The sequence below is a fragment of the Vermiculatibacterium agrestimuris genome, assembly GCF_943193085.1.
Taxonomy (GTDB): Bacteria; Bacillota; Clostridia; order Oscillospirales; family Oscillospiraceae; genus Vermiculatibacterium; species Vermiculatibacterium agrestimuris.
This window is the reverse complement of sequence record NZ_CALPCU010000010.1, coordinates 51,796-74,117: the sequence shown is the minus strand read 5'-3', so window position 1 is coordinate 74,117 and position 22,322 is coordinate 51,796. Positions and strand designations below refer to the sequence as shown.

19 protein-coding genes are annotated in these 22,322 nt (G+C 60.5%); 15 read left to right on the top strand and 4 right to left on the bottom strand.

Annotation, left to right across the window (positions count from 1 at the left end):
- Positions 1-86 precede the first annotated feature (86 nt).
- Positions 87-1,229: a D-alanyl-D-alanine carboxypeptidase family protein gene (locus tag NFR87_RS05185; RefSeq protein WP_251447305.1), complete on the bottom strand. Its 1,143-nt coding sequence runs from the start codon at positions 1,227-1,229 to the stop codon at positions 87-89.
- Between the two features lie 437 nt (positions 1,230-1,666).
- On the opposite strand from NFR87_RS05185, the gene NFR87_RS05180 reads away from it, so the two are divergent.
- The 3 genes from NFR87_RS05180 to NFR87_RS05170 all read left to right on the top strand — a co-directional run bounded on the left by NFR87_RS05180 (position 1,667) and on the right by NFR87_RS05170 (position 4,011).
- Entirely contained in the window at positions 1,667-2,467 is an 801-nt protein-coding gene (locus tag NFR87_RS05180; RefSeq protein ID WP_251447302.1) for a transporter substrate-binding domain-containing protein, read from the top strand.
- 100 nt (positions 2,468-2,567) lie between these two features.
- Positions 2,568-3,236 carry an amino acid ABC transporter permease gene (locus NFR87_RS05175; RefSeq protein ID WP_251447299.1) on the top strand — a complete coding sequence of 223 codons (669 nt, stop codon included), beginning with the start codon at positions 2,568-2,570 and terminating at the stop codon, positions 3,234-3,236.
- 13 nt (positions 3,237-3,249) lie between these two features.
- Positions 3,250-4,011: an amino acid ABC transporter ATP-binding protein gene (locus NFR87_RS05170; protein ID WP_277613129.1), complete on the top strand. Its 762-nt coding sequence runs from the start codon at positions 3,250-3,252 to the stop codon at positions 4,009-4,011.
- Positions 4,012-4,071: 60 nt separating this feature from the next.
- On the opposite strand, the gene NFR87_RS05165 is transcribed toward NFR87_RS05170, so the two are convergent.
- From NFR87_RS05165 to NFR87_RS05155, 3 genes are all read right to left on the bottom strand, one after another.
- Positions 4,072-5,805 (bottom strand): S-layer homology domain-containing protein, encoded by a 1,734-nt coding sequence (locus tag NFR87_RS05165; RefSeq protein ID WP_251447297.1) that lies wholly within the window; start codon positions 5,803-5,805, stop codon positions 4,072-4,074.
- 108 nt (positions 5,806-5,913) lie between these two features.
- Entirely contained in the window at positions 5,914-6,885 is a 972-nt protein-coding gene (locus NFR87_RS05160) for a calcium/sodium antiporter (RefSeq protein ID WP_251447295.1), read from the bottom strand.
- Between the two features lie 299 nt (positions 6,886-7,184).
- The gene (locus tag NFR87_RS05155; RefSeq protein WP_251447293.1) at positions 7,185-8,354 is read right to left on the bottom strand and encodes a CaiB/BaiF CoA transferase family protein; all 1,170 of its coding nucleotides are present in this window, start codon (positions 8,352-8,354) and stop codon (positions 7,185-7,187) included.
- A gap of 357 nt (positions 8,355-8,711) precedes the next feature.
- On the opposite strand from NFR87_RS05155, the gene NFR87_RS05150 reads away from it, so the two are divergent.
- From NFR87_RS05150 to NFR87_RS05095, 12 genes are all read left to right on the top strand, one after another.
- Positions 8,712-8,906, top strand: coding sequence for a hypothetical protein (locus NFR87_RS05150; RefSeq protein ID WP_251447290.1), 195 nt, complete (start codon positions 8,712-8,714; stop codon positions 8,904-8,906).
- A 198-nt stretch (positions 8,907-9,104) separates the two neighbouring features.
- The gene (locus NFR87_RS05145; RefSeq protein ID WP_251447287.1) at positions 9,105-10,532 is read left to right on the top strand and encodes an amidase; all 1,428 of its coding nucleotides are present in this window, start codon (positions 9,105-9,107) and stop codon (positions 10,530-10,532) included.
- Positions 10,533-10,618: 86 nt separating this feature from the next.
- Positions 10,619-10,936 (top strand): DUF997 family protein, encoded by a 318-nt coding sequence (locus NFR87_RS05140; protein ID WP_251447284.1) that lies wholly within the window; start codon positions 10,619-10,621, stop codon positions 10,934-10,936.
- A gap of 15 nt (positions 10,937-10,951) precedes the next feature.
- A complete protein-coding gene (locus NFR87_RS05135; protein ID WP_251447281.1) occupies positions 10,952-12,427 on the top strand; it encodes a sodium:solute symporter family transporter in 1,476 nt (491 codons plus the stop codon).
- A 191-nt stretch (positions 12,428-12,618) separates the two neighbouring features.
- Positions 12,619-13,839, top strand: a complete 1,221-nt coding sequence (locus NFR87_RS05130) for a CaiB/BaiF CoA transferase family protein (RefSeq protein ID WP_251447278.1) — start codon at positions 12,619-12,621, stop codon at positions 13,837-13,839.
- A 36-nt stretch (positions 13,840-13,875) separates the two neighbouring features.
- Complete coding sequence (locus NFR87_RS05125; RefSeq protein WP_251447276.1) at positions 13,876-14,655, top strand: enoyl-CoA hydratase/isomerase family protein; 780 nt, start codon at positions 13,876-13,878, stop codon at positions 14,653-14,655.
- Between the two features lie 50 nt (positions 14,656-14,705).
- Positions 14,706-16,700: a sigma-54 interaction domain-containing protein gene (locus NFR87_RS05120; RefSeq protein WP_251447274.1), complete on the top strand. Its 1,995-nt coding sequence runs from the start codon at positions 14,706-14,708 to the stop codon at positions 16,698-16,700.
- Between the two features lie 37 nt (positions 16,701-16,737).
- The gene (locus tag NFR87_RS05115; RefSeq protein WP_251447272.1) at positions 16,738-17,955 is read left to right on the top strand and encodes a 2-hydroxyacyl-CoA dehydratase subunit D; all 1,218 of its coding nucleotides are present in this window, start codon (positions 16,738-16,740) and stop codon (positions 17,953-17,955) included.
- 2 nt (positions 17,956-17,957) lie between these two features.
- Positions 17,958-19,094 carry a 2-hydroxyacyl-CoA dehydratase subunit D gene (locus tag NFR87_RS05110; RefSeq protein ID WP_251447270.1) on the top strand — a complete coding sequence of 379 codons (1,137 nt, stop codon included), beginning with the start codon at positions 17,958-17,960 and terminating at the stop codon, positions 19,092-19,094.
- Positions 19,095-19,118: 24 nt separating this feature from the next.
- Entirely contained in the window at positions 19,119-19,892 is a 774-nt protein-coding gene (locus tag NFR87_RS05105) for an acyl-CoA dehydratase activase (protein ID WP_251447268.1), read from the top strand.
- An 88-nt stretch (positions 19,893-19,980) separates the two neighbouring features.
- On the top strand, positions 19,981-21,141 hold the full coding sequence (locus NFR87_RS05100) for an acyl-CoA dehydrogenase family protein (protein ID WP_251447266.1): 1,161 nt from the start codon (positions 19,981-19,983) through the stop codon (positions 21,139-21,141).
- Between the two features lie 20 nt (positions 21,142-21,161).
- Positions 21,162-22,304, top strand: coding sequence for an acyl-CoA dehydrogenase family protein (locus tag NFR87_RS05095; protein ID WP_251447264.1), 1,143 nt, complete (start codon positions 21,162-21,164; stop codon positions 22,302-22,304).
- Positions 22,305-22,322: the final 18 nt, after the last annotated feature.

Here is a 22,322-nt window from a genome sequence, read left to right as displayed (position 1 = left end):
TCTTTTTGTGTCCTTTTTCTTTTTTATTGGATGGTCAGTCGGCCCTGGGTGATGAGGCGGCCGTTCCTGCGGCTGAATTTTTTTGGTCAGTCCGAAAGGAAGAAGCCCCTCAGCAGGCCGCCGAAGATACGGGGGATGGTGAGCCGTTCCACGCCCTGGGCGGCCAAAAGGGGGAGGCTCTGCCGCTCCACGCCGCCGACAGTGACGGTGAGCTTGCCCAGCTGCTGGCCCTCCTCCACGGGGGCCTCCACATCCCGGCACAGCTCCACGGTGGTCTCCACCTGGTCGATCTGGGACTTCTCCACCAGAATACGGCCCTGGCCGGCCACCACGGGCTGGACAGTCTCCTGCTCACCCAGGAGCACCGCCACGGGGGGAAGGGCCTGGGGAGGAGTCACGTCCATGACGGTATAGGTTGCGAAGCCGTAATTGAGCAGGGCGGAGGCGGTGGCGGAACGGGTATCCTTGGTGGTGGATTTGAGCACTACGGCGATAAGCTCCATGCCGTCCCGCTGGGCGGTGGCGGAAACGCAGTACCCGGCGGAGGAGGTGAAGCCGGTCTTCAGCCCGGTGCAGCCGTCATAGTAGCGCAGAAGCTTATTGGTGTTGGCCAGCTGAAAGGCGCCGTCCCGAAGAGAATCCATCCAGATGGTGGAGTACTCCTGGATACGGGGGTGGTTCAGAATGAGCTCACGGCTCATAAGGGCGATGTCGTAGGCGGAGGTCAGGTGGCCGGGGGCGGTGAGGCCGGTACAGTTGACAAAGGTGGTGTCCGCCATACCCAGCTCTGCCGCACGCTGGTTCATCCGCTCCACGAAGGCACTCTCACTGCCCGCCAGGTGCTCGGCCAGGGCCACGGCGGCATCGTTGCCCGAGGCCACGGCCACCGCCTTGAGCAGGTCGTGAACGGTCATGATCTCCCCTTCCTTCAAATAGACCTGGCTGCCGCCCATGGAGGCGGCCCGGGTGGAGACCTGGACGCTGTCCTCCACCGAGAGGCTGCCGCCGTCAATGGCCTCCATCACCAGCAGGAGCGTCATGACCTTGGTGACGCTGGCGGGCTCTAAACGGTCGTGGGGATTGAGGGAATACAAAATTTCGCCGGTCTCCTTCTCCATAAGCACGGCGGCGCCCGCATCCAGCTCCAGCACGGGGGCGGGGGTCTCTGCCGCGTGGGCGGGGAGGACACAGAGAGAGGCGGCCAGCAGGGCCGCAAGTAGTTTTTTCATGGTATTGCCTCCTGAAATTCTGGCTTGAAATTCTGGCATTAAGATGTGGAATTTTGGCCGTACTATTCCCGTCGAAAGCTGGAAGCGGCGGCGATTCTTATGCGTTTTGGCAAAAATTCCGGGAAGGAAGGGTTCAAAAGGGAAATGCGTCCATGGAAATAGAGGGAGGAGTGTGGTACCATTTTATGTGATATCACTTTACACCGCAATGTGCTGGGCCATTCCGGCCAATCTCTTCCTGAAGCCGGACGAGAAAAAGGGATAAGTCCTCCGCACGTTCAAGGCCGCCCCACGACTGTCTGTGGAGCGGCCTTTTTTTGACAAAAGAGGAAATTAGGCAAAATGCCTATTTACATTTTCACATTAGCGTGTTAATATACTAAAGCGCGGTGGGAAACCAGCTGCGCAAAAAGGATAATTTCAGGAGGATACATACCATGAAAAAGATCATTTCCGCGGCCCTGGCGCTCACCCTGGCCCTCTCCCTGGCCGGCTGCGCCGGTGCGGGCAACCAGGCCGCCAAGGGGGACAGCGACAAGGCATACGTCCAGGATAAGGGCACTCTTGTGGTGGGTATCACCGAGTTTGAGCCCATGGACTACACTGACGCCAGCGGCGAGTGGATCGGCTTTGACGCCGACCTGGCCAAGGCCTTTGCCGAGAGCCTGGGGGTGAAGGTGGAGTTCCAGATCATCGACTGGGACAACAAGATCTCTGAGCTGGAGGGCAAGACCATCGATGTGGTGTGGAACGGCATGACCCTCACCGACGATGTGAAGGCGGCCATGGAGTGCTCCAACCCCTACTTCAATAACGCCCAGGTGGTCATCGTCCCCGCCGACAAGGCAGCCGATTATCAGACGGTGGACAGCGTAAAGGAGCTCCAGTTTGCCGTGGAGAACGGCTCCGCCGGCATGGAGCAGGTGGAGGCCCTGGGGGCCGACTACACTCCCGTCCAGGATCAGGCCACTGCCCTTTTGGAGGTCTCCTCCGGCACTGCGGACGCCGCCGTCATTGACTACCTGATGGCCGCCGCCACCGTGGGAGAGGGCACCAGCTACGCCGGCCTGACCTACACTGTGGAGCTCAACAGCGAGGAGTACGGCGTGGGCTTCCGCAAGGGCAGCGACCTGGCCGGGGCGCTCAACGATTTCTTCCAGACTGCCTATGAGGACGGTACCATGCAGCAGATCGCCGATACCTATGGTATCGGGGACAAGCTCGTGGAGCAGAAGTAAGGGACTGCGCCCGCAAGCCTTTCCGCATACCCGTAGGGGCCGATGAGGACATCGGCCCCTACCCGTCTGTTTTTACCTTATTTCAGGAGGTGTCTCCCCCGTGTTCCTCACCGTTGTGGTTGCCCTGAACCAGGGCTTTCTTCAAACCCTAAAGCTCTTTGCCGTCACCCTTCTGGGGGCTATCCCCCTGGGGCTGGTGATCTCCTTCGGCTCCATGAGCCGCTTCTCTCCCCTGCGGTGGCTCACCCGGGGGGTCATCTGGGTCATCCGGGGCACCCCCCTGATGCTCCAGCTCATCATCCTCTACTACATCCCCGGCAAGCTGCTGGGCTATTCCCCCTGGGGCACCGGGGAGTCGGGGCGGTTCCTGGCCTCGGCCATCGCCTTCATCATCAACTACTCCTGCTACTTCTCCGAGATCTACCGGGGCGGCATCCAGGGAGTCCCCGCGGGCCAGCAGGAGGCGGGACTGGTGCTGGGGATGACCCGGCGGGAGATCTTCTTCAAGGTCACCCTGCTCCAGATGATCAAGCGCATCGTGCCCCCTATGTCTAACGAGATCATCACCTTGGTGAAGGACACCTCGCTGGCCCGGATCATCTCTTTCCAGGAGGTCATCTGGGCGGGGCAGGCCTTCATGAAGACCTCCCATGGCTACTCCGGTCTTCTCTGGCCCCTGTTTTTCACGGGAGTCTACTACCTGGTGTTTAACGGGGTGGTGACCCTTCTGCTGGGCAGGCTGGAGAAAAAGCTGGACTATTTCCGTTAAGGGGGTGGGCGACGTGGCGATTTTGGAAGTAAGAAATATCGAAAAGCACTTTGGCTCCACCAAGGTGCTGGAGGACATCTCCTTTACCCTGGAGGAGGGGCAGGCCCTGGCCATCATCGGCTCCTCCGGCAGCGGCAAGACCACCCTGCTCCGGTGCCTGAATTTTTTGGAGACTCCCGACAGCGGCAGCATCACCGTGAAGGGGGAGACCCTCTTCGACGCGAAAAATAAGGCCTCCTTCAGCGAGGAGGCCATCCGTCAAAAGCGGCTCCACTTCGGGCTGGTGTTTCAGTCCTTCAACCTCTTCCCCCAGTATACCGCCCTGGAGAATGTGACTCTGGCGGGGAAGCTGCGGGAGAAGGACAAGGGCGGCTGGGCCGCCATCGAGCGGCAGGGCATGGCGCTTTTGGAGCGGATGGGCCTCGCCGACCGGGCCGGCCACTATCCCCACCAGCTCTCCGGCGGCCAGCAGCAGCGGGTGGCCATCGCACGGGCGCTGGCCCTCCACCCCGACGTGCTCTGCTTTGACGAACCTACCTCCGCCCTGGATCCGGAGCTTACCGGGGAGGTGCTGAAGGTCATCCGCTCCCTGGCGGAGCAGGATACCACTATGATCATCGTTACCCACGAGATGGCCTTTGCCCGGGACGTGGCAGATGAGGTCATCTTTATGGACGGCGGGGTCATCGTGGAGCAGGGAGCGGCCAAGGAGGTCATCGAGCACCCCAGGGAGGAGCGCACCCGGCAATTCCTGTCCCGATATGCCGAAACGTGAGAAGAGTAAAATGGCAGAAAAAGAGGCCCGTTTCTTTTAGAAACGGGCCTCTTTTTTTGTTTACATAATATCAGAAAGCATCTGGGCAAGCTGGCCTCGGGTCAACTCTCCGCTAAAGCTAAAAGAGTTTACATAATTTTTATCATACCGGCTCAGCATAAGAGCCATATGCTCGGCGGTGACGCTCTCCTGGGGAAGGAACCGGCCCTGGCCGTCGCCCTCCACAATACCTGCTTCCAGGGCCCAGCCCACGTAACCGGAATACCAGGAACCGGCCTCCACGTCGGTGAACCCGTCGCGCTCCGCCGCCTCAGCCCCGGCCAGCCGGGCCAATACGGTGACGGCCTGGGCGCGGGTGACCGTAGCGTTGGGGGAGAAGCGGCCGTCGCCTGTTCCGGTCATGGCGCCGGCGGTGTAAGCCGCCCGGATGGCCTCATAGCTCTCGTCGCTGTCCCAGACGTCGGTGAAGGGGAGGGCGCCCACAGCGAAGGAGACCTGGGTGGCGCCGGTGAGGCCGCCGCCAAAGCCCTCGCAGGGAGGTGTAAAGCCCTGGGGAGGATCCATGCGCTGACTGGGGTCAAACCCCTCCGGAGGCTCCATTCCCTCGGGGCGTTGACCGGGGTCAAACCCCTCGCGGGGCTCCATGCCTTCAGGCCGCCCGCCGCCAAAGCCGCCGTGGCCGCCCATCATACCGAAGCTGTTGCCGCTCCAGCACTGGAGCACACCGTCCACGTAGACATTGTAGGCAACGCCCAGTTCCAGCACAGGCGCGGAGATAGTGAGGGACTGAAAGTCACGGGAAGCGATCTGCACCTTCAGGACTTCATCGCCGTTTTCCCCAGTCAATGCGATCTCGCTCCCCGCCGGGAGGGTAGAGGCAAAGGACAGCTCTATGTAGGGCTGAGCGGAAGCGGTGTCCGCGGCGTCATTTCGGGAGCCGGTGGCACAGACCGTGCCGCCGTTGATGAGAATGGGGCTGTCGGCGTCGATGCCGCCGTCTCCGCTCCGGGGATTGGCGTTGGCCATCACTGTGCCGCCGTTGATGGTCAGGTGGAGCTCGGAATTCATACCTTCGTTGTCGGCGACGATGTTGAGCACGCCGCTGTCATCGCCATCCTCTCCGAAGATGTTCATGGACATTTTGGAATAGAAGGCTCCGTCGTACTTGTGGAGCTTTTTGGTGGTGCCTTCTTTGTAGATGCGGGCCACATGGGAGCCGGTGAAGGTATTCTCGCTGCCGGCGGCAATGATGACGTTGGCCCCCGCGGCGGAGGTGTCCATTCTGGCGGAGGGCTCATAATCCGGGTTTTCGTCGTTGTCGTAGGCGACGAATTCCCGGTCACACTCGTAGACATTATAGAAAATGAGGGCGGGGGCCGCGGTGCAGGTTACGTCTACATTATCCAGGATGAGGGTGACCACGGCCTGGGGGTCGTCCTTGGCGTCCTTGTCCAGGTCGACCGCGACCTGGCCGGCGGCGAGGGAGCCGCTCAGGCGGTAAGTCCCGGCCTGGGTGATGGTGACCACGGTGTGGGCGGCGGCCTCGGCCTCGGAGTGCTTCTGGGCCTCGGTGCCCTCGCCGTAGCTTGCGTCGGTGCCGTCGCGGTAGTAGACGATCTCCGCCCCTGTGTAAACGGCGTCGCCGGGGTCGGCGGAGACCGCCCTTCCGTCCACGGTGATCCTGCTGTCGGACAGGACGATGTGGGTGACGCCGTCGGCGGCCTGAGCACAGGCGGCGGAGGAGAAGAGCATGATCGCCGCCAGGGTCAGGGCGGGAAAAGAGATACGCTTCATCATGACCATCCTTTCGGTGAAAGTGGGGCCATTATAAGGGGGCAACTTAAAATTAGTCTTAAAAAAAGAGCCCCTGGGGGCTCTTTTTTTAAAATCTAAATCTATAAGTTATAAAAAGAACTGGAAGCAGCAGAAGCCGGCGTAAATGAGCAGCAGGGCGATCCCCTGCCAGCGGCTGAGCCTGCCCCGGATGAGGGCGGGCAGGGTCATAAAGGCCATCACAAAGACCATCAGGGGCAGATCGACCACCAGGGAGGCGTTGTAGCCGGCAATGGCCTTCCCCGCCGGCAGGGAGAAGGGAGCCAGCACAGTGGCCACGCCGCTGACCAGCACCAAATTAAACAGGTTGGCGCCGATGATGTTCCCCAGGGAGAGGGCCCCGTGGCCCTTGACGAGGGAGGTGATGGCGGTGACCAGCTCGGGCAGGGAGGTGCCCAGGGCCACAAAGGTGAGGGCGATGACCGATTCCGGTACCCCGAGGGCCTGGGCGATGAGGGTGCCGTTGTCCACCAGCAGGTTGGCGCCGAAGGCGATGAGCACAGCCCCCAGGAGCAGGAGCAGGACGTCCTTGCCCACATTTTCCGCCTGAGCCTCCTGGCACTCCTCTTCGGTCTGAAAGACCTTGGGCATCTTCAGCGCCCGGGAGACGGTAAGGATCATGTAGACCACAAAGATCCCCAGCAGTTCGATCCCCGCCAGCCGGGTGAAGGAGCCCACGGCGTAAGCGCGGTAGAGATAGACCGCCGCCGCGACAAAAAAGAAGAGTACCGGAGCGCCCAGACTGGCCCGGCTCACGGGGGAGGGGCGGATGGCGATGGTGAGGGCGGCGATGAGGGCGGTATTACAGATGATGGAGCCGATGGCGTTGCCGTAGGCGATCTCGCCGTGGCCCGCCAGGGCGGAGGTGGCGGAGACCATCACCTCGGGCAGCGTGGTGCCGATGGAGACCACGGTGGCCCCGATGAGCAGCTCGGGCACCCGGAACCGCTTGGCGATGCCGGTGGCGCCGTCTACAAACCAATCCCCGCCCTTGATGAGGAGGATGAGGCCCAGGGTAAACAGAAGTACAGGTGTGGTCATGTGATCGCTCTCCCTATTCCAAAAATGCAAAAAACCCAGGTACGGCATAGGCGTACCTGGGCCAATATGAGACGAAGGCAGGCCCATGCACCGACAAAGCCGTACATGAGTCTCGCAAATAAAAGCAAGCCAGACCTCCGTTTTGCCCGGGGGCAAAGGGATGGGCCGGGATTGTTGACTTGCTCCGCGCCGGGGGCGCGGCTGCTACTCCCTCACAGGAATTTTGTGAGAGAACTATACCACAGCGCCAAGGGCTTGTCAAGAGGGGCCGGCGGCGCCTTGCGGGCCGAAGAGCGCACCTATTGGGAGATGCCCTTGATCTCTTCTTCAGTAAAGCCGTAAGCCTTCAGAACCTCGTGGGTGTGGAAGCCCGCCGGATAGCCTGCGTGCCTGTATTCCGGGGGACAGTCGGACAGCTTGATGGGGCAGCCCATCTGCCTGACCGTTTTTCCTGGGGCGAGGGGGAGGGGGACGTCCGGCCACATGCCCCGGAGGACATTGTGCTCGTCGGCGGCGGCCTCCTCCAGGGTGAGAACGGGCTCTACGCAGGCGTCCAGCCCGGAAAACAGCTCGACCCACTCGTCCCTGGTCTTTGTCAGGAACTTCTCCTGGAAGATGCGCTTCACCAGGGCAAGGTCGGTCTTCAAAATGTGTCCGTCAGACCATTCCGGGTGCTCCATGGCGACGCACAGCTGGGCGAAGAACTTGGGTTCCAGAGAACCCACGCTCATATATTGGCCGTCCTTGGTCTTGTAAAAGTCGTAGATCCCGCCGCCGTTGAGCTGCTGGCCCTCCCGGCGGGGAGGCCGGGCGCCGGCCAGGAAACAGGCCCCGTCCATGGAGTTGAAGGGGATCACGCCGTCCGTCATGGAGATGTCCGCATACTGCCCCTTTCCCGTCACATCCCTGTGGTGGAGTGCGGCCAGAATACTGACGACGGTGTTCATGGCGCCGGAGGCCACGTCGGCGATTTGGAAATTATAGAGGGAGGGCCCCTCCGCCTCCCGGCCGGCAGCGGAGACGATGCCGGAGCGGGACAGGTAGTTGATGTCGTGCCCTGCCCTGTTGGCCATGGACCCGGTCTGGCCGTAGCCGGTCAGGGAGCAGTAGATCAGGCGGGGATTGACCGCCTTCAGCGCCTCGTAGCCCAGGCCCAGCTTGTCCATGACGCCGGGGCGGAACTGCTCCACCACGATATCGTACTCCCTGACCAGGGTCTTGACCGCCTGGACTGCGGCGTCTTTTTTCAGATTGAGAAAGATGGAGCGTTTGTTCCGGCTCAGCCACGCCCACGGGGCGGAGACCCCGCCCTCCTCCAGAAAGGGGGGCCATGCGGCCACGAGGTCGACCTTGCCTGGACTGCTGACTCGTAAAACGTCTGCCCCCAGATCAGCCAGGAGCATGGTGGCATAAGGGCCGGGAAGAAGGGTGGAGAAGTCGAGAATTTTTACGCCGTCCAATGCGCCCATGAGAGATACCTCCAATAAAAAGTGTTATGGAAGAATAAAAAGCAATTTTCGTGCCATTTTCCCGGAGAGGGGGAAAGCCGTCTTTGAGGAAAAAGTGTTACCCCCTCGCCGCAACTTTGGGTACAAATATGTTACCATGGTAACAGTCTGGGGAAACAACTTTGTAACCCATGGGCGCGTATTTGGGGAGGAGGGAGACGGTCTGCGCTGCCCGCAGTCCAGGGGAAAAGATCTTTTGCCGATGGGGCTGCAGGGGACGGAGAGGGTTGGCATTAAAATTGCTTAATATTTAACATAGACGCGTGCTTTCCCCACCGCGAACGCTTCCCAAATTTATTACAGATAAGGAGATGCTTCATGAAAACGTATACGCCAAAGGATATCGAAATGTTTAATAAGCTGTTGAATCTGAACATGAGCGAGGAACGCAAGGAAGCGGTCATGCCCGTTTGGCTGGACTGGATCGGCCGTGTGGAGGCGCTGGATCTGAAGATGAGCCAGCCGGAATTCCGCGATATTCTTCCGTCCAACATATTCAAGCACGGCGATTGACTCCTCCGGCCGGAGGCCAGAGCGGGATAAGCAGACAGTACCGTGAAAATAGTATGCCGCGATCATGCCCCACTGTCAATACCGCGGGCGCGGCGGCAGTCGTTTCATTTGACCGCTTATGGGGAGGCGGCCTGGGGACGGAGGCTGTACAGTACAGATGGGACTGTAGTTTTGCAGGGAAATGAATGGGAGGTATATATGTCGTATAAGGAATTGAGCCTGACGCAGATCGCGAAGAAGATCAAGAAGGGAGAGGTGAGTTGCCTCGACGTGGTGACGGAGAGCCTGAATATCTGCAAGTCGTTAAAGGAATATAACGCCTTTATCAGTCTCTTCGAGGAGGAGAGCCTCCGGCTTGCCAGGGCCTATGACGAGATGGCCAAGTGCGGCTACTTCCTCGGGCCGCTGCACGGCGTTCCCGTTGTCATCAAGGACAATATCGCCATGGCGGGAACCATTACCACTGCCGGCTCCAAGCTGCTGGGGGAGAACCTGACCGAAGAGGACTCCACTGTGGTCAAGAATCTGAAGGGCGCTGGCGCGATCATCATCGGCAAGACCAACATGCACGAATTTGCCTGGGGCGGCTCCACCTCCAACGAGCATTACGGATACGCCCACAACCCCTGGGACTTCACCAAGAACCCCTCCGGCTCCTCTGGCGGCACCGGCATCGCCATCGCCGCAAGGGCGGCCTTTGGCGGCGTGGGGACGGATACGGGCGGCTCGGTCAGACTGCCCTCCTCCGTCAACGGTATTACGGGCATCCGGCCCACCATCGGCCGGGTGAGCAACTACGGGGTGGTGCCGCTGGCCTATTCTCTGGATACGGTGGGCCCCATGTGCCGGACGGTGGAGGACTGCGCCGTCATGCTGGGGGTCATGGCCGGCCACGATTACCATGACCTGAACAGCGCCCTGAAGCCCGTGGAGGATTACACCAAGGATCTGAACAAGGGCGTCAAGGACATCCGGATTGGCGTGATTAAGGACTACTGCTTCCACTGCAACCAGCCCGATGTGGAAAAGTGCTACGCCCAGGCCTTAGAGAAGTTCCGTGAGCTGGGCGCCGTGGTGAAGGAGGTGGAGATCCCCAACCTGGACACCCTGATCGGCGGCGTCATGGTCATCGACGCGGTGGAGCCCAGCGCCTATCACATGGGCTGGTTGCGGGAGTGCCCGGAGAAGTACGCCGAGGAGATCCGGATCGAGTTGGAGGCGGGCTGTATGATCGCCGGCACGCAGTACTACCAGGCCCTGGCGTACAGAACGCTGATCAAGGCGGAGCTTGAGGAGGCCTTCAAGGACGTGGACGTGATCATCACCCCCACCGTCCCCTACACGGCCCTTTCCATTGAGAATCCCGTTGTGGAGTTCACCCCGGGGGTTCGGGAGGATCCCCTGCACGCCAACCTTCACTATACGGCGATCCCCAGCATTACCGGCAAGCCCGCACTGGATATCCCCGCCGGTTTTGACGCTGCGGGGATGCCCATCGGCATCATGATTATCGCAGACTCCTTTAAGGAGAGCATGTGCTTCCGCGTGGGCAACGCCTTCCAGCAGGCGACGGATTACCACAAGAGGGCCCCAAAGCTGGATCATGCCGCCCCGGCGGAGAGCTGACCCCGACTGACACATTGCCACGCAAGGGTGGCGGTGTTTGGCAATATGCGCTGTGAGACATAATAAACGGAAAAGGAGAGAAGAAAATGAATCTGATCAAGGAGTACGGTTTGAAAGAGGACAAGCGTATGGCCCAGGCCACAAAGGAGCTCATCATATTCCTGATTTCCTTTGTGATCCTGTCCATCTGGGTGTGGTACTGGGGGTTCGTCGGCGCCAATCAGGATCCCCTGACCTATACCTACATCCTGGGCTTCCCCAAGTGGTTCTTTATGGCCGCTGTGGGTACCGTGGTCGTGTATCCCATCTGCCTGGTGGTGCAAGCCCTTCTGATCAAGGACTGCCCCCTGACGGCCGACGGGAAGGAAGAGGGAGAGGCCGATCAGCAGAAGACTGAGAAATAAGAGAGGAGAGGGCTTATGAACATTCAATCGTTAGTCGTTTTACTGTACTTCATCGTTGTCGTCGGCGCCACCGCCTATGGTGTCAAAAAGCATAACAAGGCGATGCAGGGGGGCGGAGACTTCTCCGCGGAGACCTTCAAGGGCGGGAGCCGCATCGGCGCTGTGGGCCTTGCCATTCTAGTTTCCGCCGGCGCCGTTTCCACCGGTACCTTTATCGCCTGCCTGGGCAAGTCCGCCGCCTATGGCCCCGGCTGGATGCTGCTTTTGTTGTACATCGCCCCCGTCACCTTCGCGGCCCTGGTGCTGACCGGAAAGCGGATGGCCATTGTGGGCCGCCGTGTCAACGCCAATTCCCTGATCGATATTTTCAGGGCCCGGTTTGACAACTCCAAGCTGGTGGTGGTACTGCTGGTCATCTGCACCGTGGTATTCTCCACCGCCTCTGCGGCCGGTGAGTTCGTCGGCGGCTCCCGGGCCATCGAGGCCAGTGCCGGCATCCCCTATCGGGTGTCCCTGATCATTTTTGCACTTATCATCACCGTGTATACCGCCCTGGGCGGCATGACCGGCGTGACCATGGTGGCCGTGATCCAGGGCTTCGTCATGCTGGCCGGTTCCCTGATCCTCCTGTTCGGCTACGTGCATTATTTTGGCTCCTTTGAGGCCATCTTCGGCACCCTCAAGACCGTCGACCCCGCCCTGCTGACGCCCAACTACGGCGGCGTGACCCCGATGCTTGTCCTGTTTGAGTTCTGGGTCATGTATTCGCTGATGGCGGTGGGCCAGCCCTGGGTCGTCCAGGGTTCCCTGACCTACAACAACACCAAGACCATGAAGCGGGCCATGATCATCGGCACCATCATGCTGCTGTGCTGGGGTTTCCTGTTTGCCTGCATGGGCGGCGCCGCCGCCAGAGCCTTCGACCCTGCGCTGGATGAGACCATGGTGGACTACGCCACCTCCACCTTGGCCATGGGGATCCTGCCCGCCGGCCTGGGCGGCATCGTGCTCTCCGCCGCCGCGGGCGCCGGACAGTCCACCATCGGCGCCATCTTTATCTGCGTCGCCGGCGCTGTGGTCAACGACGTATATAAGCGGGCTCATCCCGAGGCCGACGCGGCCAAGCTGAAGAAGGTCATGCGCATCACCACCATCTGCCTGGGCGTGGCCACCATCTTGATCGCCCTTACCGAGCCCTCCACCCTCCACCTGCTGCTGAACTTCTGCCAGGGCGGCTGCGCCAGCTCCATCCTGCCCGCCATTGTCCTGGCGCTGTATTGGCCTAGGATGACCAAGCAGGGCGCCGCAGCCGGCATGATCTTCGGCATGGTGTTCTACATCGTGAACTACTCGTTCAATATCATTCCCGTGCTGCACAATGCCCCCATGGTCTGCACCATGCCCATCACCTTCCTGATCATGATCCTTGTCAGCAGGATGACCGAGAAGCCCAGCAAGGAGGTCGTCAAGACCTTCTACTGCGAGATCTGAGACCCTGCTCTAACGGCGTAAAACAGCGCCGCGCCGCCGGGCACGGACACTGACAGAAAGAGATGTATCCGCCATTGCTCTTCCCCATGGGCACCATGAAAACCGTGCGACCCATGGGGAAGGGCGGGCGGATTGAACATTTTAGAACACACGTGGCCCTATACGGCTCACAGGCTTATGCGAGGTAAAATATGAATGAGACAATGCCCCTGAAGGGGATCAAGGTGGTCGACCTGAGCCAGTATATGTCCGGCCCCGCCTGCGCGCAGATACTGGCTGACTGGGGTGCGGACGTCATCAAGGTGGAAGGGCTTGCGGGAGATCCGAACCGGGCGGTGGGCGCGACCATCAATATGCCCTGTTCCGATACGTGCAACCCGTTTTTTGGCTTTATCAACTACAACAAGAGATCCATCGCGCTGGATCTGAAATCTCCGGAGGGGATGGAGGCCATGGATGCCCTCCTTGCCCAGGCGGACGTCTTCATCACAAACTGGAGAACCAAGGCGCTTTTGAAGCGGGGACTGGATTACGAGACCCTGCACCGGAAATACCCCAGATTGGTCTGGGGCACCATCAACGGCTTTGGCAACTACGGCCCTGAGAAGGACAACGCCGGCTACGACACGGTGGCCTTCTGGGCCAAGACCGGGTTCATGATCGACCAGGTGGAGAGCGGCGGCGACCCGGCCATCCCTTTTTACGGCGTGGGGGACAACGCGGCGGGCACGGCGCTGGCCGGCGCCGTAGGAACCGGCCTGTTCCAAAGGGAGCGGACGGGCCAGGGCTGCGAAATCTGCGTGACCCTGTACGGCACGGGCATCTGGTCGTCCTCGTCGTCGGTGATGCAGACCCAGTACCACCCTGAGGTCTACCCCAAGACCCGGAACGCGCCCAGCGATCCCCTGGTGAATACCTACCGCACCAAGGACGGAGACTGGATCATGACCTCGGTCTTCAGCGAGGACAAGCTGCCCCACTACCTGAAGGCGCTGGGACTGGAGGAGCTGAACGAGGACACCCGCTTTTCCAGCTACAGCGTCATGCTGGAGCACCGGCAGGAGCTGCTCAAGCTGCTGGAGCAGGCCTATGGGAGCCTTTCCACGGAAGAGGTCTGCAGGCGGCTGCAGGAGGAGGACATCGCCTACAATCAGGTGATGCACAGCGTGGACGTCCACAGAGATCCCCAGGCCCTGGAAAACGGGTTTGTCACGGAATATACCCATCCGGACGGGACGAAGACCATGATCCCCATGCCGCCGGTCATGTTTGGCGATCGGCAGGAGCTGGTGGTTCACCGCCCCTATCCCAAGGTGGGCGAGCAGTCCGTGGAGATCCTGAAGGAGCTCGGCTTCCCAGAGGAAAAGATCCGGAACATGCTGGAGCGGGGCGTTATGCGCCAGTCGGAGTGAACGGGACAAGCCCCCCGCGTAAGGAGTGACATTCCCATGAAATTTGAAACGATCATCTTCGAATACAAGGAAAAATACGCGATCCTGACAATGAACCGGCCCCAGGCCATGAACGCCCTGAACCACCAGACGCTGCGGGAGATGAACGAGGCGCTGGACGACTTGGAGGCCCAGAGGGACGTCCGGGGGCTGATCATTACCGGCGCGGGAAAGAGCTTTGTGGCCGGGGCGGACATCCCGGAGATCCCGGTGGGAGACGCCGAGGGGGAGCGCCGGGGGGTCATAGAGGCCCAGCAGGTGATGGGGCGCATCTCCTCCCTGGAGATCCCCACGATCGCGGCGGTCAACGGCTACGCCCTGGGCGGCGGAAATGAGCTGGCCATGGCCTGTGACATCCGCATCGCAAGCACCCAGGCCACCTTTGCCCAGCCGGAGGTGACGCTGGGGGTGAACGCCTGCTACGGCGGGACTTGGCGTCTGGCCCGCCTGGTGGGGCCGGCGGTGGCCAAGGAACTGCTGTTCACCGCCCGCCGCCTGAGCGCGGAGGAGGCCCGGGAGCTGGGCATGGTGAACCGGGTGGTGGAGCCGGACAGGCTGATGGAGGAGGCGGAGGGGATGATGGCGCGCATCTGCGATATGGCGCCCATTGCGATCCGCTACTCCAAGATCGCAGTGGATTGCGGACTTGAGATGAGCCTGCCTCAGGCCTTCGCAATGGAGCGGGAAATGGCGGCCCTGTGCGCGGTCACAGAAGACCTGAGGCTGGGGGTCGAGGCCTTTCACGAGAAGAAAAAGGCGGTGTTTATCAACCGCTGAGCGGACGGGCCGAAGAGGAACATACAGACGGCCGGGAAAGGTGGTAGGCTATGGAGCGAGAGGAACGGGCAAAAAAGCGGTGGACGGATTTGGGGGAAAAAGCCCGAAAATTTGATTCCACGCTGCTGAAAAACGCCTGGCTGGACTGCATCCGGCGGGAGCTCAGTCCAGGCGCAAAAAAGCTGCTGCACGCCAGCGAGGAGGAGCAGAGAGAGACCAAGCGGAAGACCAAGGCAATGTACGCCTACAGCAACCGGGTGATCCAGGCGGTGCTGCACTACACCAAAAGGCCGCTGGCCTATGTTTTGGTGGATGCGGCGGGAACCATCCTGAAGCTCTACTGCGATCCGGAGATCCGGCAGTGGCTTCAGGAAAAGGACGTGGAGGAGGGGACGCTGCTGAGCGCGGAGTCCGCCGGAGTCACGGCCTTTTCCATCGGCCTGGCGATCATGGAGTCCTATACGACCAGCGGGGAGGAGCACTATCTTGATATGTTCTCCGACGCGGATATGTATTTTGCCCCCTGCATTTTGGAGGACAATTCCGAGGAACAGTTCGGCAAGATGAATCTGCTTGGGGGCGTAGGCATCATCATGCCCAAGACCCAGTACGGTGGCGATTATCTACCCACTGTGATCTCCATCTGTAAGGAGATCTGTCTGCACATCGATATGGTGGACACCTTTTACCGCTTTTATATGACAGACACCACGGGCTATATCTGTATCGACATTGACAGGAGTACCCGGAAGCCCTATACCCTGTACCACAATTCCAACATCTTCAACGTGCTGGGGATCCCCTACCGGGATCTGGTGTTCCAGAGTGCCTACGAGATCTTCGATCCGCTGCCGTCCAACCAGCAGCTGTGGGATATCGTAAACAATATCAAGCACGTCAGGAACCTGGACATTCCCATCACGGTCAACGGCGTGACCAATCAATACTCCGTCTCCACGGAGGTGTATCGGCAGTCGAAGGTGGGCTATGAGGGAATCCGATTCTTTATCTCCAACGAGGAGAAGATCAGCACCTTCTTCTCCCGCTATCTGGGAAACAACGCCCTTCTGAACTTTAACAGCATCGTGGGGCAGAGCGTGAACATCAAAAAGGCCATCAAGTTGGCCAAGCGGTACGCGGAATTCGACAACAACGTCCTGATCCTGGGCGAGTCCGGCTGCGGCAAGGACATTTTCGCCCAGGCCATCCACAATGCCTCAGACCGGAAAAACGGCCCCTTCATCGCCATCAACTGCGCGACCTTTCCCAAGGACCTGATGGTCAGCGAGCTGTTCGGCTACGAGGCGGGCGCCTTTACCGGCTCCAAAAAGAGCGGCAGCATCGGCAAGATGGAGCTGGCCAACAACGGCACGCTGTTTCTGGACGAGATCGGCACGCTGCCGCTGGACTTGCAGGCGATCCTGCTACGGGCCATCGAGACAAAGCGCTTCACCAAGCTGGGCGGAAACCGGGAGATCTCCGTGAACGTGAGGATCATCGCGGCCACCAACGAGGACATTATGAACCTGGTGGAGAATAAGGGCTTCCGGGAGGATCTGTACTTCCGGCTTGCCACATTCGTGCTCAATATCTCCCCTCTGCGGGAGCGCAGAGAGGATATCGGTCTGCTGGCCAACCACTTCATCGAGCGGGTGTCCAACCGCATCCACCTGGCGCCCCCTAAGCTGTCGCCAGAGGCGCTGCAGTATATGGAGACGCTGCGGTGGAGGGGAAATGTAAGAGAGCTTCAGAATTTTGTCGAGGGCATCGTCCAGATCTACTCTCCCTCGGTCATCACTCTGGAGCACATCGAGGCCTATCTGGCGATGACGGGCATCGACCAGAGCGCCGCCGCCGAAAAGGAGATCCGGCAGGTGCGCGAGCCGGAGGAAAAAAGCGTGGGTGGCCCCGGCAAGGCGGAGATCGCCAGCATGCTCAAAAAATACGCCGGGAATAAATCCAAGGCCGCGGCGGCCCTGGGCATGTCGAGAAAAACGCTCTATAAATGGATCGGAAAATATGGAATCGAACCGGAAGAGCCGTGATGGAAGCCGGATCCTAATTCATAGAGGATGAAATATAGTGGAAGAAAAAATGAATTCCAAGCAGATGCTGGAAAAGCTGCAGGCGGAATATATGGACTCCCTTTTCAAAGCCCACGAGCGGGGGCAGAAGGTCGCCTGGGTCAACGGCCTGTTTCCCCAAGAGTTTCTGGAGGCCATGGACATCCAGGCGGCATATCCGGAGAATCTGGCGGCAGTTCTGGGGGCGAAAAAGGGCGTGACGCCCTATTTGGATCGCTGTGAGGAGCTGGGGTATTCCAGCGACCTGTGCTCCTATACAAGGCTGGGTCTGGGTTATCAGGAGGATTTCGACAGTGACGTCTCCAACATTCCCAGGCCGGACATCATCCTGAACTGCACCAACATCTGCGGCCTGTGCGTGAAGTGGTTTGAAAATACCGCCAAACGGCTGAATGTCCCCTATATCCTCATCGACACGCCCTTCCAGCCGGAGTATGACGCGACGGAGAGCGATGTGGACTACATCGTGGGGCAGTTCCAGGATATGATCCGCCGGCTGGAGGAGTTTTGCGGCAAGCCCTTTGACTATGAGAAGTTCTCCCGGGTGATGAAGACCTCCCGGAGGGTGGCCGCGTCCTGGAAGCGGGCGACGGACTATGTGCAGCGGATGCCGAGCCCCATGAACGGGTTCAACATGTTCAATTACATGGTTCTCGCCGTCTGCTGCCGGGGGAAAGAGACCACGGCGGACTACTACGACCTGATCTCTGAAGAGATGGAGGAGCTGCTCCAAAAAGGAGAAAGCCAATTTAAAGGCGAGCAGAAGCACCGCATCATGTGGGAGGGGATCGCCGTATGGCCCTATCTGGGAACGACCTACAAGACCCTGCAGGCCAACGACATGGTCTTGACCGGCTCCTTCTACCCCTCGGAGTGGTGCGTGGATTATGCCCAGGACGACATCCGATCCCTTGCCCGGGCGTACGCCAACAGGCCGCCCATCGGCAGCCTTCAGCGGCAGGTGGACGTCAGGTGCGGGATCATGGAGTGCGCCCACTGTGACGGCGCGCTGTACCACGTCAACCGCAGCTGCAAGATCCTGTCCTTCATGCAGCCGGCGGTGCGGAAGGCGGTATATGAGAGAAATCACAAGCCCTACGTGACATTTGACGGTGACCAGACGGATCCCAACGGCTTCAGTCCCGCCCAGTTTGAGACGAGAGTCCAGGCACTGCGGGAGACCATGGAAGGCCAGCCAAAGGCGGGTGAGAGGTAAAGATGAAACGGACAGAGATCATACAGGAGATGCAGTATGCCCTTGCCCATATCAGGGAGACCGTCCGCGCCAAAAAGGCCGCGGGGGTCAAGGTGATCGGCTGCGGGCCGGTTTTTGTCCCGGATGAGTTGGTGATCGCGGCGGGGGCCTTCCCGGTGGGCGTCTGGGGGGCGGAAAAGCTGGAGCTGTACGAGGCGGCGGAGTATTACCCGCCCTTCGCCTGCTCCGTTGTGCAGTCCATCACGGAGCTGTCCGCCAGGGGGATGTACCGTGAATTGGACGGGATCATGCTCACCAGCCTGTGCGATACCCTGAAGTGCCTGACCCAGACGGTCCAGCTCTCCGCCCCTGAGCTGAAGCCCATCTTCATCAAGCATCCCCAGAACTATCGTCTGGAGTGCGCCGTGGAGTACATGGTGCGGGAATTTACCCGGGCGAAGGAGCAGATCGAGGAGCTCACCGGGATGGTCATCACCGAAAAGGCGTTGGAGCAGGCTATCGCGCTGTGCGAGCGGGATCGGGAGGCGACGGCGCGCTTTACAGAGCTCCTGGCGGAAAAGCCGGGCATCCTCACTAACCGGCAGCGGCACGATGTGATTAAGTCCAGACTCTACATGGACAGGCAACGGCACCTGGAGCTGGTGGAGGCGCTGAACCGGGAGCTGGAGGCGGCGCCTGCGCCTGAATTCCGGGGCGTGCGCCTCTATGCCTGCGGCGTTATGCTGGAGCCGGCGGAGATCCTGGACATCCTGGACGAGCAGGGCTTCGCCCTTGTGGGCGACGAACTGGCCCAGGAGACCCGGCAGCTGCGCTACAGGATCCCCGAGGGGACTTCCCAGATCGAGCGGCTGGCCCGGCAGATCCAGCAGATTCGGGGGGAGGCCTTCCTCTACGACCCCAAAAAGGAGCGCTGCGACGTGGTGGTGGAGGCGTGCAGGGCCGCCGGCGCGGAGGCGGTGCTGTTTTCTACCATGAAGTTCTGCGACACGGACGAATACGACTATCCGTGGGTCAAGGCGGCGGCCGAGGCGGCCGGGCTCCCCGTTTTGAACCTGGAGATCGAGCAGGTCATGCAGTCCTTCGGCGGGATACATACCCGGCTGCAGGCCTTCGGAGAAAAGATCCGGGGGAGGCGGTAACACGGTCATAGGAGGAAGAGGAAGATGGAGCACTATGTGGGGATCGACATCGGTTCTACGACGACCAAGTGCGTCGCGGTGGACGGGCAGGGGCGGGTATTGTCCGAAGTCCTCGTGCCCTCCGGCGCCGGAACGCGGGCGGACGTAAAGGCGGTGGAGCGGCTGTATGAAAAGCTGGGCTGCGGAAGGGAGGAGCGCCGTCGCATGGTGGCCACGGGCTACGGCAGATTCCTCTGCGAGGGGGCGGACGAGCAGGTCAGCGAGATCACCTGCCACGCAAAGGGACTGCACAGCTGCCTCCCTCAGGTCAGAACGATCGTGGACGTGGGCGGCCAGGATCTGAAGGTCATCCGTGTGGACGACGGCGGCAGGATCGAGGAGTTCGCCATGAACGACAAGTGCGCGGCGGGCACCGGAAGGTTCCTTGAGGTGATGTGCAGAATCATGAACATCGACCTGTCGGAGCTAGAGGAGTACGACGCCAGGGCGAAGGAGGCCTGTCAGATCAGCAACACCTGCACCGTGTTTGCCGAGTCGGAGGTTATCTCCAAGCTCTCCCAGGGCCACGCCATCGAGGATATGGTGGCGGGGATCCACGACTCAGTGGCCAGAAAGATCTACGGCCTGGCAAAGAGGGTGGGGGTCAGGCCCCAGGTGGCGCTCACCGGTGGCGGCGGGCGCAACCTGGGCCTTGTCAGGGCCATGGAGCGGCACTTCGGACAGCCGGTGTATCTGCCGCAGCGACCCCAGCTCATCGGCGCGCTGGGCGCCGCGCTGCTGGCGGGCGGGCTGGTCTGACCCCGCCGCAAAAAAGGATGGAAGGGCCGGCGGACAAGGGCCGTCCCTCTATGGAGCGGAAAATAATTTGCAGGAAAGGAATGGAAAGATGTTTGAGCTGACAGAACTGCAGGAAGCGGTCAGAAGCACGGCCAGAGAATTTGCCCAGAGCATGCTGGCCCCGAGAGTGAACGAGATCGAGCACGCGGAAAAATTCCCCCAGGATCTGATCGATGCGATGGCGGAGCTGGGCCTGATGGGAGTCCCTTATGGGGAAGAGTACGGGGGCCTGGAGGCGGGACTGCTGGCAGAGGCCATCTGCATCGAGGAGCTGGCGAAGGTGTCCCCCTCCGCGGCAAAGCTGCTGACCGTGTGCTATCTCCCCATGGACGCAATTGCCCTGTTCGGCACGCCGGAGCAAAAGAAAAAGTATCTTCCGGACATGTGCGCGGGAAAGGATATCGGCTCGCTGGCCTTTACCGAGTCGGGAACCGGCTCCGACCCCAAGCAGCTGACCACAACGGCCAAGCGGAGGGATGGCAAGATCTACATCAATGGCGTAAAGCGGTTTATCTCCAACGCGGCCCACGAGGGGACCATCGTTGTGGTGGCCAGAGACGCGGGGGAGGATACCTGCACCGCGTATCTGGTGAAAAAGTTCTGCAAGGGCTACTCCATCTCCACCCCGTGGGAGAAGATCGGCTTCCACGGCTCCCATGTCTACGATGTGTTCCTTGACGACGTGGAGGTGGAGGAGGCGGACATTTTGGGCGGCGAGAAGGAGGGTTTCGGCCTACTCCTTGGCACCACCGCCATTGGAAAGCTGGCCTTCGCCGCCGTCTTCGCCGGCGCTGCCGAGGGCGCCTATGACCTGACGAGAAAGTATATCATGGAGAAGATGCACCGGGGAACGTCCATCTCAAAGTTCCCCACAGTACAGCTCAGAACCTCCGCCATCGCGGCCAACACCCTGTCCATGAAGCTGATGCTCTACCGCGCGGCGGAGGACGCCGAGCGGTTGACGGGGGACATGCGGCGGGTGCAGGCGGCCACCGCCCTGGCGAAGGGTTATATTGCGGATCTGTCCAACCAGACCATCCAAATGTGCGTCAACTCCTTCGGCGCGTATGGTGGCATGGAGGAGTACAACATCGAGCGCTATCTCAGGGATTCTGTTATTTTCCCCAATATCGAAGGAAACGCGGACGTCCAGAGATTGATCTCCGGCGGCTACATCCTCAAAAAAGACGCCAGTCTCATTGAAGACTGAGAATAGGAGGGATCTCTGATATGGCATTTCATCTGTACACAGAGGAAGAGCAGGACATGATCGCACTGGCAAAGCAGTTTGGCGAGCAGTCGATAGATCCGGTCATCGCTGAATTTGACGAGAAGGGCGAGTTTCCGGCGGCGGTGGTGGACACCGGACTGGAGATGGGCCTTCAAAGCCTGAATTTCCCGGAGGAATGGGGCGGCGCGGGCCTGTCCACCAAGGCCGCCTGCGTGGCCTTCGAGGAGCTGGCGAAGCACGATATGGGCGTGGCCTGCGCCTACTCCGTCACCGGAACGGCCATCGCGCCGGTGATGAAATACGGCACCGACGCCCAGCGGGCCGTCGTGCGCCAGAAAATTTTTGAGGAGGGGGGGCTGGCCTCTTTCTGCCTGACGGAGCCCGGCGCGGGCTCCGACTCCGGGGCCGCCAGAACCACAGCGGTAAAAAAGGGAGACGGCTATGTCCTGAACGGCAATAAGGTGTTTATCACCAACGGCGGCTATGCCAAACTGTTTTTGGTCATCGCCTCCACAGACCGCTCCAAGGGCAGCAAGGGCCTGACGGCCTTCCTGGTGGAGAGAGGGACGAAGGGCCTCTCCGTGGGCAAGGAGGAGAATAAGTGCGGCTTCCGTACCTCCAACACCGTGGAGCTGGTCTTTGACAATGTGGAAGTCCCGGCGGAGGCCATCGTCGGCGGCGAGGGCAACGGCTTCAAGATGGCCATGTACGCCCTGGATCATGGTCGGCCCTATATCGGCGCCGAGGCGGTGGGTCTTGCCCAGCGGGCGCTGGCTGAGGCGGTGAAGTACGTCCAGCAGCGGCAGCAGTTCGGAAAGCCCATTGCCGCCAACCAGGGCATTCAGTGGATGCTGGCGGACATGGAGATGCAGGTGGAGGCGGCCAGGTGCCTGACCTACCATGTGGCGGAGCTGATCGACCAGGGCCAGAGCGTCACGGTGAACGGCTCCATCGCCAAGTGCGTGGCCACCGACACGGCCATGAAGGTCTGCACCGACGCGGTGCAGCTTTTTGGCGGCTATGGATACATGAAGGAGTACCCGGTGGAGAAGCTGTTCCGGGACGCGAAGATATTCCAGATCGTGGAGGGCACCAACCAGATCCAGCGGATCGTCGTGGCCAGAAGTCTGCTGGGAAAATAAGCGGAAAGGGGAGTTAGG